The following is a 16,555-nucleotide window of genomic DNA, read 5'->3' as shown; positions in this document are numbered from 1 at the left end:
GCCGGAATAAACCAACAGCGTCAGCAATTTGCTCTCCCGGCCCCTACCCGCTTCCCGTCCCTCGCCGGACGGAGGAGCCAGATGAGCCAGAAGTGAACGCTGGTTTCAGTAGCCACCTGCCGTGGAGCAATCGGAAACCCAGCCGCATGACTAGCGGTCAGCTCTCGGTCGACAGGCCGGCCAACTACGAATTGCCCCGCGCCGACGCCTGGGACGAGCCGCGGACGTACGTCTCCAGAATCTTGAAGTTCTGGGCGTACGTCTTACCAGTGCCGTCGGACGCCAGGGCGTCGCGCTCGCCGTAGATGCCGGCCATGAACTCGTACAGCAGCCGGGCGTGCCGCGGCCAGTCGTCGCGCGGTCGTTGCCGAGCTTGGCGAGGGAGGCGCGAGCTGAGCTCTCCTCGACATCGGTCGCGACGGTGAGGGCGTACGCCTCGGCGGAGTTGACCGGGACGACTGCCACTGCTGCCTCTCCGAGCCCAACGGCTGCACGGTGGCGCCTTCTAGCCAGAGGAAAGTCTCGGCCCACGCCTCGGCGCCGTTCGGCAGCGGAGTGGGAGGCGTCAGCAGGCGCATCACGTACGGCTCGTCACGCCCACGCAAGGTGAAGCCTTCCAATATTCGGGACTCTTCCATCCGCGGGCCTGCGCTTTGCCGCAGACCGGTCCCGGCGCGATGATGCCGCGACGTTCAAGGTAAGAGTGGGTCGGCTGCCGTGGGCCACGAAGGGCGGAAGGTTCGGCACGGTTCCCGAGGCCGGCGGCCGTGACGCCAGCCGGCGCCGGGCCCGATGGCGGTCCGTGACGTCCTCGACCAGCTCGGTGACCCCGATGACGCGGCCGGAGGAATTCTCCATCCGGAATGCCGAGGCCGATACGACCAGCTCGCGGTGGGAATCGCGCCGCATTCGGGAGGACTGCTCGGTGAAGACCACCGGCCTGCCCATCTCCAGGACCTGTCGCAACCGGCTCTCCACCACCCGGGCATCCTCACCGACCAGGAACTCACCGTTGCGACGGCCTACTTGCTGATCGGCCGGAATCCGACTCACCCGTTCGATCGCCCGGTTGACCCGCAGGATGCTCAGGTCCGGGCCGCAGACCGATCAGTGACCGGCGGAACATTCCGTCCAGGACCGCACGGCCCAACTCCCACTGAGTGACCTCCGCCGCGGGCGCGCCCACCAGGAACCACTCCTGGACCGAGTCGGCCCTCATGACCGGGCGCGCCCTCAGCGCCAGTTCCAACCGGTGCCCGCCACAGTGCCGGACGGGCAACACCCCGAACCAGCCCTGTGCGCTCGCGCACTCCGCCGCGGCGTCGCAGACGAGAGGGCGGTCGCGGGGGTCGACCAGGAACTCCTGCGCCGGCCGGCCGATCACCTCCCGGCCCGGGTGGCCGAGCAGCCGCTCGGCCCGCTCGCTCCAGCCGACGACCCGCCCGCGGTCGTCCAGCACCGCCGAAGCCGCCCGGCGCAGGGCGAACGGGTCCTGCGAGCTCTCGCTGAACATCGTCAGGGGCGCGCCCTTCGCCATACCCGTCGTGGGTCGGGTTTCCGGTCTCGTATCCTCGCCAGGACCTTTCCGCCCGTTTCCGGGGAGTGACGCGGGTCTGTGGACGTGATCGGTCACTCACCTGCCGGAATGTCCGACGCCATGCGGCTCGGGCGCGAATCGGCGACTCCGGTCGCCGCCTCCTGCCGGCCCCCTCACCGCAGCCGGCCGGACATACGGGCCGCCCGCAGAGCGAGCCACACCTCGGTGAGGTTCGCCGTCGACGACAGGTTCCTGCCACTGAGCTCGGCGAAGCGGCGCAGGCGGTAGAGCAGGGTGTTGGGGTGGATGTGCAGGGCCCTGGCCGCCTCCTCGGTGCACCGGTCGCGCTCCAGCCAGGTGAGGGTCGACAGGACCAGGGTGCTGTCATGTTCGGTGTCGTACCGCAGCACCGCGCCCAGCACATGGTCGACCAGCCCGTGCAGCACAAAGGGGTCCTCGTGCAGCCACCGGTCCGTCATGTCGTCGCCGCACAAGACCAGCGGTTTGCCCGAGGCCCGTGCTCGGGTGAGGGCCAGGCAGGCTTCGCGGCGGGGCACGCCGAGCGTGTCGCCGGGAGTGAAGGGGCGTGAGACACCGGCCCTGGTACGGGGCAGGGCCGCGAGGGAGTCGAGAGCGGGCGGGGAGTCGGCGAGCAAGACGTACAGTCCCTCGTGCCGCCGCAGCACCAGATACGGTACGGCCGCTTCATCGAGGGCCTGCACTACCACGGCGTCGTCCAGGGGGCCGTCCTCGTCGCCGTCGAGCACGGCCAGGAGGACGGGCGCTTGTGCGCCGAACCCCAGCCGGGCCAGATGCCGGCGCGCGGTCTCCGGCTCCAAGGCGTCCCGTACGAGTTCGGCGAGGGTCTCCGCCCCTTGGCGGCGCAGTGTCTCACGCTCGTGGCGGACCATGGAGAGCTGGAGTGCCGCGACGGTCGCGAGGTGCTGGACGACACCGAGTCCCGCCGGTCGCGCTGCCTGTCCCGGCCCTTCGCTCCGCCGCTCCAGGGCCAGGAGATACCCGGCGGGCCCGCCCGGCGCGGGTACGGGCAGGACATAGCCCCCCCCGGGACGGTCGGGGCCGGGTCCGGTGAGGCCGGCAGGAGCGCCGCGTGCCGGCTGTCGGGTACGGGGACGCCCGGCAGCAGGGGGCCTCTGTGCCGCGTGCAGAGGTAGAGGCGGTAGCCGGACAACTGCTCCAGTCTGCGGAAGAGTTCCGCGGCGGTGAGGTCTTCCGCCGCGAGCCAGCGCAGGGCACCGAACAGTTGCAACTGGGCGTTCAGCCGCTCCCGGGCGTCCGCCTGCGCGGCGGCCGCGACCTCCTGCGCCACGGCGATGAAAGGAACTTGCAGGGGCAACTCCAGTACGGGCATGCCCCGTTCTTCCGCGGCGGCGAGGAACGCTTGGCGCAGCGGAGGCACATGCAGGTGGGCGGAGAGCACGAGCGCGGCCACGCCCGCGGTGTGGAGCCGCTCGACGTACGCGCGCTGACGGACGGCGCTCCGGGGTATCGCGATCCCCGTCGTCATGATCAGCTCCGCGCCGAGGAGCCATGGAGTCGGGTCCTCCAGCTCGCTCACATGTGCCCAGGCCACCGGCCGGCCGAGCCCCGCCTCACCGGCGAGGACCCGCAGCTGGAGGGCGGGCGAACCCACCAGGTCGCGGACCCGAAGAGCTGCTGCCATCGCCGTCATCGAGCACATGCTGCATGGCGGTGGCGGATAAAGGAAGGGGCCCGGGGAGGGTCGTTCTCGAACGTCACACAATCACTGCCCACCCGCAGGGAAACGGGCGACCGGGGCGGCGAAACCAGCAGATCGCAGACCTGGCGGGGCGCCATCGTCACGGGCGTCGCGCCCCTGCCGCGTGGTGGCCGCGCATAAAGAGGGGGTTCTTCTTTGAGCGACGCACAATTGCCGCTCGTCACGCGGTGACCGCACACTTTGGCTTCCAGTTCGGGGCGGTGGGTGCCTCGGAGCGACCGACAACGGGAGGATCCATGGCGGTCAAACCGCTCCAGCGCTCCCTCGCCGAGCACAGCGGCGCGGATGTCATCGAAAGCCTGTCCATCCAGCACGTTCCCTTTGCCGAACGGCACGGAAAGCTGTGGAAGCAGGGCCCCTTCTGGTTCCAGGGGAACTTCCAGCCCTTCACGCTGTCGCTCGGTTTCATCGGACCGGGACTCGGTCTGTCCGTCGGATGGACCGTGCTGGCCAGTGCGCTGGGGCTGCTTGTGGGCACGTTCTTCATGGCCTTCCACGCCAGCCAGGGCCCTCGGCTGGGGCTGCCGCAGATGATCCAGTCCCGGGGCCAGTTCGGGTACCGGGGGGTGATCGTGCCCCTGGCGGCCACCTTGTTCACCTTCGTCGGCTTCAACGTCGTCGACACGATCATCATCGGCAACGGCCTCCAGGCGGTCTTCGGCTGGGACGCGACCGCGGTCGGGATCGGCATCACCGTCATCGCGGTGGTGCTCGCGGTGTACGGGCACGACTGGCTGCACCGGGCGTTCCAGGTGCTGTTCTGGTGCTCGGCGCCGTGTTGGCTGGTGCTCTCGGTGGGGATCCTCGCCGGCCAGGTGGCCGGCTCGGCGGAGGCCGGAGCGGACGGCGGCGGGGGCGGAGGCGCGGGCGGTTTCACGATGGTCGCCTTCATGGTGCAGTTCACCGCCGCGGCCGGCTACAACATCTCGTACGCCCCCTACGTCTCGGACTACTCGCGCTATCTGCCCCGGGACACCCCGACGCCCCGCATCATCGCCTCCGTGTTCGGCGGCGCCGCGGGTTCGCCGATGTGGCTCATCCCCATCGGCGCGTGGATGGCCGCCACCCTCGGCGTGAACGATCCACTGGCCGGCATCCTTAACGCGGGGGACCAGGTGGTGTCCGGTCTCGGCGCCGTCCTGACGCTGCTGTCGGTGCTGGCTCTGGTCGCCACCATGGGACTCAACGCCTACAGCGGAATGCTGACGGTCCTCACGGGGGTCGACTCGGTCCGCCCGCTGCGGCCGGGACGGCGGGCCAGAGTCCTGACGATCAGCGGTCTCGCCGTCGTCTGGTGCGCCGTGGGACTGAGTGTCTCGGCCGACTTCTCCACGGCGCTGGGCAATGCCCTGCTCCTCATGCTGTATCTGCTGATCCCGTGGGCCGCGGTCAATCTCGTCGACTACTTCTTCGTCCGGCGCGGCCACTACGCCATCACGCACCTGTTCCGGCCGGACGGCATCTACGGCACCTGGGCGTGGCGCGGCCTGGTCGCCTACGGCGTGGGCCTGGCCCTGATGGTGCCGTTCATGGTGGTGGGTCCCTTCACCGGGCCTGTGGCGGAAGCGCTCGGCGGGGTGGATGTGGCCTTCGTGGTCGGACTCGCCGTTTCCGGTGTCCTGTACTACGTCCTGACCCGTCGGCTGGACGTCACCATGGAGGAACCCGCGGTGGCCGCCAGCGAACGGGAACTGGCCCTGAGGGAACCGGTGCTCGTCAACGATTCGCCGACGGCGGCCGGGACGCCGGTCGTGAACGGGACGTCGGCGGTGGACGAGTGAGTGGCGGCGGACTGATCAGCGGCGATGCGGAAGCCGAGGTGCGGGCCGCCGCCGCCAACCTGGTGGCCGCGTTCGGCGCCCATGACACGGACCGGTATTTCGCCGCCTTCGCCGAGGACGCCACGTTCCTCTTTCCCGCCGAGCACGCAGCCGGGGAGGAAGAGGAGCTACGGGAGCGCGAGACCGTCGTGCTCCGGTGTGCTCCGGACGGGCGCTGGCTCGTCATCCACGAACACCTCTCGCCCGAGCCCTGACGGGCCGCCACAGCTGAGGCGAGAGGCCGGGTGACGGGCAGGCAGAACGCCCGCCGCCACCGGACAAGGAGCACCTGGCCTCGTCCGTACGGACGTCATCGGCGCGGACATCGCCGAGGTCGCTCCGGCACACCCAACCATCCACCTGGAGGGACGCCCATGAGACGCACCATACGACCGGGACGCCCGGCTCGAGCCTGGATCGTCGTGGCGGTGATGGCCCTCGGCGCGCTGCTCACCACCGCCCCCGGCGCGGCGTCGGCCACCGACAGCCCCACGTGGCCACCCCCGGCAACAACGTGATCCCGCCTACCAGCGGATCTCCCGCTCGGACGGCTCCTCCTACGAGGTGCCGGTCGGTCTGATGCGCTTTCACGACGAGCACAAGCACTTCCACATGGACGCCATCTCCCGCTACCGGCTGATCAATTCCGGCGGGCAGGTCGTGCGGGAGTCCCCGAAGGTCGCCTTCTGCCTGGTCGACCTGGAGATCGCGGACTCGACGCTCCCCGGCTTCAAAGTCAACCCCACGTACAACTCCTGTTCGCACAACGCCAACGCCACCACCCTGACGATGGGCATCTCCGTCGGCTGGGCCGACGTCTACGCCAAGGAGCTGGAGGGGCAGTCCTTCGACGTCAGCGAGCTGATGAATCTCCCGCCGCAGCAGTACACGCTGGAGATGACGACGAATCCGACGGGCATCCTGCACGAGACCAACCGGACCAATCCGAAGACGACATCCGTGCAGGTGACGATCGGGCAGGGCGTCCCGGTGGGGGTGGGCGGTCCGCGTCCGGGCGTCTGACCGACCGGCAGACGGCAGGCGGACCGGCAGTCATAGGCGGGGCAGCGGGAGTCACCTCCTGCTGTCCCGCGCCGGGTGGTCGGAATGAACCTCCGCTCGTGATCACCGAGTGCCGTGTCGGGGCGGCCTCCTGGCTCGTTGCCCCGGACATGAACGGATCTTCCCCCACAGGTCGACGGCTGCCCTCTCCTGCTCGTCGGAGCCCTCTGACCAGGCATCCTCGGTCCCCCGGCCTCCGCGGCGACCGGCGGCTATGTCGCCCTCGGCGACTCCTACGCCGCCGGCGTGGGAGCCGGCGGCTACGACAGCACAAGTGGTGCCTGCACGCGCAGCTCCCGCTCCTACCCGGCCCTGTGGAGCGCCTCGCACGCGCCGTCGTCCTTCACGTCCGCCGCCTGCTCGGGCGCCCGCACGGACGATGTCGTCACCGGTCAGCTGGGAGCGCTGAGCAAGGCGACCGGGCTGGTGAGCATCATCGTCGGAGGCAACGACGCCGGGTTCGCCGACACTATGACGACCTGCACCCTCCAATCCGAGAGTGCCTGCGTGGAGCGCGTCAACCAGTCCCGCGCGTACATCAGGAACACGCTGCCCGCGAAGCTCGACCAGGTCTACGGCGCCATCGAGAAGAACGCCCCCGCCGCTCGTGTCGTCGTCATGGGCTACCCCCGCTTGTTCAAGCTCGGCGGCACCTGCTCGGGGGGACTGACCGAGAAGTCCCGCGCCGCCGTCAACGCCGCCGTCGACGACCTCAACGCAGTCACCGCCAAGCGCGCGGCGGACCACGGGTTCGCCTTCGGAGACGTCAACGCCACCTTCGCCGGACACGAGCTGTGCTCGGGCGACGCCTGGCTTCACGGTGTCACCTTTCCGGTGCACAACTCCTACCACCCCACTGCCAAGGGGCGGTCGAGCGGCTACCTCCCGGTGTTCTCCTCCGCTGCCTAGACCCTGGCGCCACACCTCCTTCGGCGCGTGGTCGTGCGGGGGGCGGCTGATGGCCGGCCCCGCGCTTGGGCCGTGCCGGTCAGCCCCTGCCGAGCAGCTTGTTCATACGGGTGATCTCGGCGCTCTGGGAAGTGACGATGTCGCCGGCCATGTCCTCGGCGGGCTGTAGGCACCGTCGGACTGCTCACATGAGTTGGTACAGCTCGGGCAGGGAGACCTTGATCGGATCTTGCGTGGTCCGTGCGATCACGACGACCACGGGCTCGTTCGGGTCGGGATTCTCCTCTCGGTGTGGGACGAACGGGGGGACGAGGACGAAGTCGCCAGGGCCGGCGGGGATCCGTACCTCCTGTACGCCGTCGTGGTAGACGAACACGGGGTGACCGCTGACCACGTAGATCCCCGCCTCCGAATCGCCGTGATGGTGGTTGTCCGTCGCGCTCAACGGCGGGTTCTCCACCAGGCCCATCCAGAGCTTCTTCGAGCCGACCGTGCCGCCGCTGATGGCGGCGTAGCCATCCAACTCGCCGGATCGAACGTGGTGGACGCGGTTGCCCAGCGGCGCGTTGTCGTCGGTCCTCAGTGGGGTCCCGACGCCTTCGTGGGTGGTCATCGTGTGGCCTCCTGATTGCTTTCGAGGGCCTTTGGCCGGGCACCAGACTGCGACGACCACACCTGGGGCGACAACTGTTGTTGCCGTAACGGCAACACGCGTACATGCGGTTGCCGGCCGGCGTGTGGTGGAACGTGAATGCGCCAGGGGCGGCGGTCGGTACGGTGTCCGGCTGCCGGTCGTTCCCACGCGTTCGGCGGAGCACATCACGCCAGTGGGCAAGTGGCACGACTCTGCCGGGCATCTACGGCGTGCGTCCGCGACCGCCGCGAGCCGGCTCGGGCGGCTGAACTCCGCGCCGGCCGGCCCGTAGCAGGAAACAGGACCGGTCGCGCCGGTGGAGAGCCGCAAACGGTGGCGGCCACCGGATTGGCGTACCGCGCTTTTCGATCAGCGACCGCCGGCGAATTGATCGCGAATAACGATGCCGGGGTGATGCCATATCCGGCCCCTTCTCCGATTGCGTCCCAGGCGCTCAATGCGGATCGAAGCCTGCCCGTTCCAGCCGTCGCGCCATGGCCGAAAGGACCTCTTATCGGTGTCGCCGTCATCTGCTTCAGTGAGGTCTGTTGCGCGCCCGACAATTGGAGGAGGCTCCATGGCTGAAGTAAGAAAAGTGGTCAGGCCCGCGGTGACCGCGTCGTCCCGGCCCTGCGCGTTCGTATCGCCCGACAAGGGCAACGCTCCGACGATCACCCCGGTGCGGAAGGACGTACAGGCCGCCCCTGCCGCTGCTGAGCAGGGGAAACAGGACACGCCCGCCTGAGCCCCGACGCACCTCCCGGCCCCGCCGGAGACGGCTGGGTCTTCTTACGCCGCAGGCGGGGCACACCACGCGCCCCGCCTGCGGTGGCCGATTGTTCCGATTGCCTTGTCGGACGCTCCGATACGCAGGGAGAGGCCCGTCCATGCCGAATTCGATCTACCAGTCCTCGCGTTACGTCCGTACGCTGCGTTCTGCCGAAGATCGTGATTTCACCGCTTTCGGCGGCCGTCTCGGTACGTATGACGGAAGCGAACGCACCATGGCCTTCCATTCCCTGTACGGAAATGCACGGCTTGTCGACCGGGACATTGTGGAGCTGCTCAAGGACGCGGCGAACGGTAAGACGCTGGAGCAGTTGCTGGAAAAGATCGACGAGGCTTCGCTTCGCGATCTCATCGAGGCGCGCTATCTGGTGGAGGCCGGGCGCGACGAGGCCGAGGAGATCAACGCGCTGCTGGAGAGCCGGCAGGCCGTGCTCAGCAGCGGGGTCTTCCACTCCTCCATCCAGCTCGTACTGACGAACGCCTGCAACTTCTCCTGTCAGGGCTGCTTCGCCTACAACTTCGACGGCGGTGTGGAGGAGCGGAACACCTCGGGCGAGACCGTGAAGCCCGGTCCCGTTCTGGTCGAGCTGCGCCGGTCGCGGCCGGACTCCGGGCCGACGCTGGCCAAGGGCGACTGGAACCACGGCTCCGACTCCGACCGCAACCCGTCGATGCACATGTCCCTGGAGGTGGCGGAGAAGACCGTCAAGGAGGCCATCGCCCTGCGCAAGGCCAATGGGGGCGGGCACCTGACCGTCTCCTTCTTCGGCGGCGAGCCGACGCTGGCGCGGGGCACCATCCTGCACGTACTGCGCACCTTCGGGGACAGTTACGACGGCGTCTCCCTCTCGTACGACCTGACGAGCAACGGCTCGCGCATCGACGACGAGCTGCTGGCCGCGCTGGCCCGCCACAAGGTGGACACCACCGTCTCCATCGACTACCTGGTGCCGGAGACGGGCGAGTTCCGGGGCGGACAGCAGCAGCGGACCCCATGGCCCGTGGTCCGTAAGGCGATCCTGGACATGAAGGCCGCCGGGGTGCCGGTCAGCATCACCACCGTGCTGTCCCAGTTCACCTGGGACAAGTGGGGTACTCCGCTCATCGACTTCGTCGCCGAGGCCGGCCTCGACTCGCTCGATGTGATCGTGTCCTTCCAGGCCAAGGAGTTCTTCGACCGGCACAGTCCGCACGACGTGGCCCAGCGGCTGCTGCACGCGGTCGACTACGGCCGCGAGCGCGGCGTACAGCTCAGCGGGTACTGGTACCAGACGTTCCAGATGATCATCGACGAGCGCAAGTGGGCCGCACAGGCCGACTACAAGACCTGCCCGGCGGTGGGCCGCCAGCTGTCCATCGAGCCGAACGGCAGCGTCTTCGCCTGCAAGGCCACCGCCCGCAAGCTCGGCACCATCGACGACTGGCAGGGCATCTTCGCCTCCGACGCCTACCAGGACTACGGCATGCGCGCGTACACCAACGGCCCCGGCTGCCAGGGCTGCGAGCTGCAGGGCACGTGCTCGGGCGGTTCTGCGGGGGCGCTGGAGGAGGAGAACGGGTCGATCCAGCTGATGTCTCCCGGCTACTGCGCCTACATGCGCGAAGTGGTCCAGGGGCTGCTGGAACGGCACCACGCCCAGACCGCCGCCTTCGCCTGACGCCCCCCGAGAGAGAGCGGTACGGTTTCGTGGCAACGATCGGAATGCACTTCGGCCATGACGCGGGCGCCGCCCTGACCCAGGCGTCGGGCTACCACGTCATCGAAGCGGAACGGCGCCTGGGCCTGCGCCACGTGTGCGGCGGCAACGAGCAGTTCGCGCGGACCGCCGCCGACTGGCTGGCCGAGCTACGGGACAGGGCCGAGTCACCGGTGACCCGTGTGGCCGTGGCCGACTGGTACACGCCGGTGTGCCGCGTGCTGCCACCGGCGCTGGTCGAGCTGGTCGGCAAGGACGCCTGGTGGGCGCGGCCCGGCGGAAACCTCCTCAACGCCGTCGTCCGCCCGGTGGGCCTCGCCGGCTGGCCACTGGCGGAGCGTCTGGGGGACGTCGAGCTGACCGTGGTGCGCCACCACTACGCGCACGCCGCCCTCGCGTACTACACGTCGGGGGCCCGCAAAGCCCTGGTGATCGCCCTGGACGGCACCGGCAACTACGCCGAGAACGGCATGGTCTGCCTCGGTGAGGGCGACCGGCTGACCCCCGTGCTGTCCTTCACCAACCGGTCGGGCCCGCGCTTCGGCCTCGTCTACGAGGCCCTGGCCCGGCGCGTCCACGGCAGCCAGTTCGACACCGGCAAGCTGCTGGGGCTGTCGGCGACGGGTGATCCGGACCCCGCGCTGCTCCCGGTGCTGAGCGCCATGCTCGTACCCCAGGGGGCGCGAACCCGCTCACCGGACCTGTACGAGCCCCTGGACGAGGACATGCTGGCCGGGACGGCCCTGCGCTATGCCGACAGCTGGTGGGAGTACGACCCGGACAGCGGCGGCTACCTCGACGCGGGACTGGCGGATTCCTCGGACGACGATGTGGTGCACTCCTACGGCTCGGTGTTCCCCGACGAGATCCGTACCGCGGACGGCCGCCGGACCGAGGTCGGACACAGCCCCGACGACCGCGTCTGCCGGGACCTGGCCGCCACGCTCCAGGCGGCCGTCGAACGCGACCTGGTGAACCTGGTCACCGGTATCAGCACGCGCTTCCCCGGCTACTCCACGCTCTGCTACGCGGGCGGCTGCGCGCTCAACATCACCGCGAACAGCACCCTGGTGGAGTCGGGACAGTTCACCCGGGTCCACATCCCCACGTGCTGCGACGATTCCGGTATCGCGCTCGGCGCCGCCCTGGCCGCCGCCGATCCCGCGGAGCGCCCGGCCCTGGCGGCCGGGTCGTCGGGGGCACAACTGGCCTACGCGGGCGCCCCGTTGGCGGTCGCCGAGGACGGGGCGCGGAACTCGGCGCTGCGGTCGGGACGCGCCGTACGGAGCTGGGCCACAGAGGCGGCGTTCACCGAGGCTGTGGCGGAACTGCTGGCCGACCGCGGGTGCGTGGCCTGGCTGGAGGGGGGCATGGAGACCGGGCCGCGCGCCCTCGGGCACCGTTCCCTGCTCGTCTCCGCGCACTGGTCCGGGGCGCGGCAGTACGTCTCTCAGACGATCAAGGGGCGGGAGTGGTTCCGCCCGGTCGCCCCGCTGTGCCCCGCGGAGGACGCCGAACGGTACTTCACCGGGCCCCTCGACCACACCGACACCATGCTGTTCGCCGTACGCGTCAAACCCGAACGGGCCGAGCTCCTCGGCGAAGTGCAGCACATCGACGGGACCGCGCGGCTCCAGACGGTACGGCCCGCCACTCACCCCGCACTGCACGGGCTCTGCCGGGCCGTCGGCGCCCGCACCGGTCTGCCCGTCCTGATCAACACGAGCGCCAACGGCGGTGGCCGCCCCATCCTCAACCACCTGGACGACGCCCTGGAGCTGCTGGCCGGCACCGCGCTGGACGCGGTCGTCCTGCCCGAACAGCGGCTGGTCATCGAGTGAGTCGAACGAGAACCCTGCGGGGAGTTGTTGTCCGAAAGCGAGCTGGTGAACCCCTCCGCCGTATTCGAGCATGTGAGGGCGCTTCACCCGTCGGAGGTGCGTCCGTGAACACAGTCCAGCTGAGGGACATACACAAATCGCTGAACCTGCGGGTGCTGTCCCCGCAGGACTGGGACCAATGGACCACCGAGGGCTATGTGGTGGTGCGGGAAGCGGTGCCCGAGCGCAACGTCACCCGGCTCACCGAGGCGCTGTGGGACTTCCAGGACATGCGGCCGGACGACCCGTCCACATGGTCCTCGGCCCATACCGGAAACGAGCGGCTTCCCGGACACAGCGGCCTCGTCGAGCTGTACAACCACCAGGCGCAGTGGGACAACCGGCAGACGCGGCGGGTCTACGACGCCTTCGTCGACATCTGGGACCGTACGGACCTGTGGGTGACCATCGACTTCGCCAACGTCAACCCGCCCAACCACGGCTCCCGCGCATTCGCGGGTTTCGTCCACTGGGACGTGGACACCTCGACCGATCCCCTCCCGGTGAGCTGCCAGGCGGTGCTGTCCCTGACCGAGGGCAACGAGGACATCGGCGGCTTCCAGTGCGTACCGGAGATCTTCACCGAGTGGGACACCTGGGTGAAGGGGCAGCCCGAGGACCGCGACCCGTACACCCCGGACATCACCGGCTACGGCATCACCACCCCCCGCGTGCACCCGGGCGACCTGATCATCTTCAACAGCCTGCTGCCGCACGGAGTGCACCCGAACGTCTCCCGCGACAAGGTGCGGATGGCCCAGTACATGTCCATGGCCCCGGCCTGGGAAGAGAACGAGGCGCTGCGGGAGGCGCGCGTCCGGTTCTGGCGGGACCGCGTGCCACCGCACCCCCCGGAGGGCGGACTGCGCAAGGAGGAGCACACCCTGTACGGACCCGCCGAGCTGACCCCGCTCGGTGAACGGCTGCTGGGGCTGCGGAGCTGGCATGAGTGAGCGGCGCCGCCAAGCGGTGCCGCCCGGGGCCCGCCGGCCCGTACCGTCCGGGGCCCGCCGGCCCGTGCCGCCCGTAGCCCGTCGGCACCCGGGGAGAGGACTTGGCTAGCGCCACCCCTGAGACGTCCGCCGCCCGGCCGGGTCTCGGCCGGCCGTTCCGGTGGCTGTGGGCGTCCACCGCCGCGTCGAACGCGGGCGACGGCGTCACCCGCACACTGCTGCCCCTGCTGGTCGTCGGCAGCCACCCGGAGCCCGCGGCGGTCGCCGGGCTGACGGCGGTCAACATGCTGCCCTGGCTGCTGTTCGCCCTCCCCGCCGGGGTGCTGGTGGACCGTCTGGACCGCCGGCGCATCGTGCTGTGGAGCAACCTGCTGCGCGGCGCCGTGCTGCTGGGCGCGATGGCGGTACTCGCCGGGGACCGTCCACTCGCCGTCCTGTACGCGCTCGCGTTCGTCCTGGGCATCGCCGAGACCCTGGTCGACACCGCGGCGCCCGCGATGCTCCCGCGCATCGTCGGACAGCGGGATCTGGAGCGGGCCAACGGCCGGCTGTCCGCCGCGCAGATCGTGTTCAACGAGATGGCGGGCCCGCCGGTCGCCGGCCTGCTGGTCGGCGTGGCCGCCACGGCGGCGCTGGCCACCGGCGGGGTGCTGTACGCCGTGGCCGCCGTCCTGCTGCTGGGGCTGGTGACCGTGAAGCGGGACCGGGCCGGGCGGGCGACCGGCGAGCCCGCGGAACCCGTACTCACCGGAATCCGGGCCGGATTGCGCTTGGTCCTCGGCCACCGCACGCTCCGGCTGACGCTGGCGGCCAGCGCGCTGTACGGGCTCGTCTTCTCCGCCACCTTCTCCATGCTCGTACTGCTCAGCCACCGGACGCTCAAACTGGACGCCACCGGCTACGGGCTGCTGCTGACGGCCGGCTCCCTGGGCGCGGTGGGCGGCAGCTGGCTCGCGCCGAAACTGGCGGAGCGGCTGCCCGCGATCCGGCTGGCCCGCTGGTCTCTGGTCGCCTCGGGACTCGCGTACGCCGGTCTGGGCCTGGCCCGCACCCCGGTGCAGGCCGCCGTCGCGCTGCTGTGCAACGGCGTGTTCATGATGGGCTGGAACATCCCCGTCATTTCCCTGCGGCAGCGGCTGACGCCCGAGGAGTTCCAGGGCCGCGTGATGAGCGTGTCCCGGCTCTGTGCCTGGGGCGCCATGCCCGTCGGCGCGACCGTCGGCGGGCTGCTGGCCGGGGCCCTGTCCGTACCGACTGTCTTCGTCATCTGCGGCTGCGTCCTGGCCGCCGGTGCGCTGCTGCTGCTCGCGCCACTGCGTGCGGACGGTTACGACGGCCCGGCTGTGAAGGCCGGGCCGCACGCACCGCAGAACTCCGGTCCCTCGATGAAGGAGTGAACCTTGACCGCAGAGCCCTACGACACCGTGATCGTCGGAGGCGGACCCGCCGGCCTGAACGCCGCCCTGTACCTGGGCCGTTCGTGCCGCCGCGTGCTGCTCGTCGACTCCGGTGACGCGCGCAACATGGCGGCCGGCGTCATGCACAACGTCATCACCAATGACGGGGTGGACATCACCGACTTCCGCGCCAGGGCCCGGGCCGAACTGGGCGCGTACGACGTGACGTTCCGGGACGACGAGGTGGTGTCGGTGGAGCCCGACGGTGATCACGTGGTGACGACCACCAAGGAGTCCGGCACCTTCCGCAGCCGCACCCTGCTCTACGCGGCCGGCGTGCGCTCCGAGCTGCCTCCGGTTCCGGGCCTGGCCGGCCTGTGGGGCACGTCGGTGTTCGAGTGTCCCTACTGCCATGCCTGGGAAGTACGCGGCAAATCCTTCGGCGTGTACGGCGGTGTCGTCCCCGGTGAGTGCCTGGCGGCCACCCTGACCGTCTGGTCCGACTCCCTCACCTACCTGTCCGACCGTCGGGAGCTCCCCGCCGACGAGCGCGAACGGCTGACGGCGGCGGGCATCCCCACCGTCACCGACAAGGTCGCGCGGATCTCGCCGCACCCCGAGGGAGTGGCCGTGGAGCTGGAGGACGGCCGGTCGCTGACCTTCGGCGCGCTGTTCCTCCACATGGACACCGAGCCGCGCGTGGAACCCCTTCGCCCCTGGCTGCGGAGCGACGACCTGGAGTCCGTACAGACCGACGAGCGCGGGCGCACCCGGCTCCCCCGCCTGTACGTGGCGGGGGACCTCGGCAAGAACATGCAGCAGGCCGCCATGGCCGCGGCCAGCGGAGGTCTGGCGGCCATGGCCATCAACGCGGATCTCGTACGGGAGGACCGCCCCGGTTCCCTCCCCGCGCCGCCGCCCGCTCCGGCGCCGTAACGCCCCCGCGTCCACCGACCGGCACCCAGGGACGGGAGACCCGCCACCGTGCAATCACCCCGAGCACAACTCGCCCCGCAGATGGAGCACTACACCTTCGTCCTGGAGGACCAGCCGTACCTGGGCTTCTTCCAGTACGGCAACGAGCACACGCCGGTCTACAGCACCGACGAGCACGGTTTCCGCGTCACCCGTGGCCCCGGTTACGCTACGGCCACCGTCTCGGGCGAACGGCCGCCCGGCCCGGTACGGCTGCTCGCCGGCAGCTCGGCGACGTTCGGCGTCGGGGCCACCGGTGACGCCGCCACCGTGCCCTCGCGGCTGTGGACGCGGCACGCGCCCCGGCTCCCCTGGCTCAACTTCTCGGGCCAGAGCCACAACTCCGCGCAGGAGCTGATGCTCCTCACCCTGTTCCAGCACCACCTGCCCGAGGTGGCGGACATCGTGCTGTTCTCCGGCGTCAACAACCTGGTGCTGAGCAGGCTGCCGGCGGAGCGGCAGGGCCGTCACGGCGCGTTCTTCGAGTGCGGCGCCGCCCCCGACACCGTACCCACGCCCGACGAGCGGATCGACCGGGCCGCCGGTCTCACCGTGCGGCACCTCAGTACGTGGAAACTGCTCGCCACCGCCATGGGCGCACGACTGACGTTCGTCCTCCAGCCGCTCGCCCCCTGGGTGCGGGAGGAACCCACCCCGGAGGAGAAACTGCTCTTCGACGAGCTGGACGATGTCTCCAACTTCCGCCGGCTGCACAACGACATCTCCACCATGGAGGTGGGCCGCAAGTACGCCGAGGTGATCGGCGCCGGATGCGCCGGGCGTGACGTGCCCTTCCTGGACATGAACGCCGCGCTGGCGGAGGCGACCACGCCCGACGAGTGGCTGTTCATCGACCGGGTGCACTGCACCGACCTGGGCTACGACACCGTCGCCCGGCTGCTCGCCGGGCATCTCGACCTCACCTGAGGAGCCACCCATGTCCGTGATCCGGCGACTCCTGGGCAGGCTGCGGCGCCGTCCGCCCACCGCGGCCCGGCCGCCCGAACCCTCCCGTACGCCTCGCCAGGACCGCCAGGACCGCCGGTCCGGGCTGCGGCCCCAGTCCGAGGACGACGCGTCCATCTACCCGCTCTTCTGATCGCAGCCGCAGCCCGCAGCCGCGGCCGTCGGCACTGGGCC

General features: G+C 70.2%; 18 protein-coding genes and 1 pseudogene. 13 read left to right on the top strand and 6 right to left on the bottom strand.

The window, feature by feature from the left end; genetic code table 11:
* Positions 1 to 184: 184 nt before the first annotated feature.
* The 5 genes from J7E91_RS36875 to J7E91_RS36275 form a co-directional block, all read right to left on the bottom strand.
* Positions 185 to 316, bottom strand: coding sequence for a hypothetical protein (locus J7E91_RS36875; protein ID WP_285439143.1), 132 nt, complete (start codon positions 314 to 316; stop codon positions 185 to 187).
* Between the two features lie 275 nt (positions 317 to 591).
* Positions 592 to 1,053, bottom strand: coding sequence for a PAS domain-containing protein (locus J7E91_RS37400; protein WP_214909579.1), 462 nt, complete (start codon positions 1,051 to 1,053; stop codon positions 592 to 594).
* The gene (locus J7E91_RS28870) at positions 1,007 to 1,537 is read right to left on the bottom strand and encodes a PAS domain-containing protein (RefSeq protein ID WP_214909578.1); all 531 of its coding nucleotides are present in this window, start codon (positions 1,535 to 1,537) and stop codon (positions 1,007 to 1,009) included. Before J7E91_RS28870 ends, J7E91_RS37400 begins: the two co-directional genes overlap by 47 nt.
* A 173-nt stretch (positions 1,538 to 1,710) precedes the next feature.
* Positions 1,711 to 2,304, bottom strand: coding sequence for a helix-turn-helix domain-containing protein (locus J7E91_RS37110; protein ID WP_308377436.1), 594 nt, complete (start codon positions 2,302 to 2,304; stop codon positions 1,711 to 1,713).
* A complete protein-coding gene (locus J7E91_RS36275) occupies positions 2,259 to 3,221 on the bottom strand; it encodes a PucR family transcriptional regulator ligand-binding domain-containing protein (protein WP_251016404.1) in 963 nt (320 codons plus the stop codon). Before J7E91_RS36275 ends, J7E91_RS37110 begins: the two co-directional genes overlap by 46 nt.
* A 314-nt stretch (positions 3,222 to 3,535) precedes the next feature.
* On the opposite strand from J7E91_RS36275, the gene J7E91_RS28860 reads away from it, so the two are divergent.
* The 5 genes and pseudogenes from J7E91_RS28860 to J7E91_RS28840 all read left to right on the top strand — a co-directional run.
* Positions 3,536 to 5,080 (top strand): cytosine permease, encoded by a 1,545-nt coding sequence (locus tag J7E91_RS28860; RefSeq protein ID WP_214909576.1) that lies wholly within the window; start codon positions 3,536 to 3,538, stop codon positions 5,078 to 5,080.
* Positions 5,077 to 5,334, top strand: coding sequence for a hypothetical protein (locus J7E91_RS28855; RefSeq protein ID WP_308377433.1), 258 nt, complete (start codon positions 5,077 to 5,079; stop codon positions 5,332 to 5,334). Before J7E91_RS28860 ends, J7E91_RS28855 begins: the two co-directional genes overlap by 4 nt.
* A gap of 159 nt (positions 5,335 to 5,493) precedes the next feature.
* Positions 5,494 to 5,637: a hypothetical protein gene (locus tag J7E91_RS28850; RefSeq protein ID WP_214909574.1), complete on the top strand. Its 144-nt coding sequence runs from the start codon at positions 5,494 to 5,496 to the stop codon at positions 5,635 to 5,637.
* 61 nt (positions 5,638 to 5,698) lie between these two features.
* Positions 5,699 to 6,142: a lysyl oxidase family protein gene (locus J7E91_RS28845; RefSeq protein ID WP_214909572.1), complete on the top strand. Its 444-nt coding sequence runs from the start codon at positions 5,699 to 5,701 to the stop codon at positions 6,140 to 6,142.
* A 246-nt stretch (positions 6,143 to 6,388) separates the two neighbouring features.
* Positions 6,389 to 7,090: pseudogene (locus J7E91_RS28840) on the top strand (SGNH/GDSL hydrolase family protein); the annotation flags it as partial.
* 184 nt (positions 7,091 to 7,274) lie between these two features.
* On the opposite strand, the gene J7E91_RS28835 reads toward J7E91_RS28840, so the two are convergent.
* The gene (locus tag J7E91_RS28835; protein WP_214909570.1) at positions 7,275 to 7,703 is read right to left on the bottom strand and encodes a cupin domain-containing protein; all 429 of its coding nucleotides are present in this window, start codon (positions 7,701 to 7,703) and stop codon (positions 7,275 to 7,277) included.
* Positions 7,704 to 8,301: 598 nt separating this feature from the next.
* On the opposite strand from J7E91_RS28835, the gene J7E91_RS28830 reads away from it, so the two are divergent.
* From J7E91_RS28830 to J7E91_RS28795, 8 genes are all read left to right on the top strand, one after another.
* The gene (locus J7E91_RS28830; RefSeq protein WP_214909568.1) at positions 8,302 to 8,469 is read left to right on the top strand and encodes a hypothetical protein; all 168 of its coding nucleotides are present in this window, start codon (positions 8,302 to 8,304) and stop codon (positions 8,467 to 8,469) included.
* Positions 8,470 to 8,611: 142 nt separating this feature from the next.
* Positions 8,612 to 10,171 (top strand): radical SAM/SPASM domain-containing protein, encoded by a 1,560-nt coding sequence (locus J7E91_RS28825; RefSeq protein ID WP_214909566.1) that lies wholly within the window; start codon positions 8,612 to 8,614, stop codon positions 10,169 to 10,171.
* Positions 10,172 to 10,200: 29 nt separating this feature from the next.
* A complete protein-coding gene (locus tag J7E91_RS28820) occupies positions 10,201 to 12,051 on the top strand; it encodes a carbamoyltransferase C-terminal domain-containing protein (protein WP_308377430.1) in 1,851 nt (616 codons plus the stop codon).
* 104 nt (positions 12,052 to 12,155) lie between these two features.
* Positions 12,156 to 13,043, top strand: coding sequence for a phytanoyl-CoA dioxygenase family protein (locus tag J7E91_RS28815; RefSeq protein WP_214909564.1), 888 nt, complete (start codon positions 12,156 to 12,158; stop codon positions 13,041 to 13,043).
* A gap of 101 nt (positions 13,044 to 13,144) precedes the next feature.
* Positions 13,145 to 14,440, top strand: coding sequence for an MFS transporter (locus tag J7E91_RS28810; protein ID WP_251016403.1), 1,296 nt, complete (start codon positions 13,145 to 13,147; stop codon positions 14,438 to 14,440).
* A gap of 3 nt (positions 14,441 to 14,443) precedes the next feature.
* Complete coding sequence (locus tag J7E91_RS28805; RefSeq protein ID WP_214909562.1) at positions 14,444 to 15,376, top strand: NAD(P)/FAD-dependent oxidoreductase; 933 nt, start codon at positions 14,444 to 14,446, stop codon at positions 15,374 to 15,376.
* 48 nt (positions 15,377 to 15,424) lie between these two features.
* Positions 15,425 to 16,342, top strand: a complete 918-nt coding sequence (locus J7E91_RS28800; protein WP_308377426.1) for an SGNH/GDSL hydrolase family protein — start codon at positions 15,425 to 15,427, stop codon at positions 16,340 to 16,342.
* Positions 16,343 to 16,352: 10 nt separating this feature from the next.
* On the top strand, positions 16,353 to 16,514 hold the full coding sequence (locus tag J7E91_RS28795; RefSeq protein WP_214909560.1) for a hypothetical protein: 162 nt from the start codon (positions 16,353 to 16,355) through the stop codon (positions 16,512 to 16,514).
* Positions 16,515 to 16,555: the final 41 nt, after the last annotated feature.

The sequence above is a fragment of the Streptomyces sp. ISL-99 genome (genome assembly GCF_018614005.1).
Taxonomy (GTDB): domain Bacteria; phylum Actinomycetota; class Actinomycetes; order Streptomycetales; family Streptomycetaceae; genus Streptomyces; species Streptomyces flavidovirens.
The sequence above is the reverse complement of the archived record's forward strand: the minus strand, read 5'-3'. Positions and strand labels throughout refer to the sequence as shown.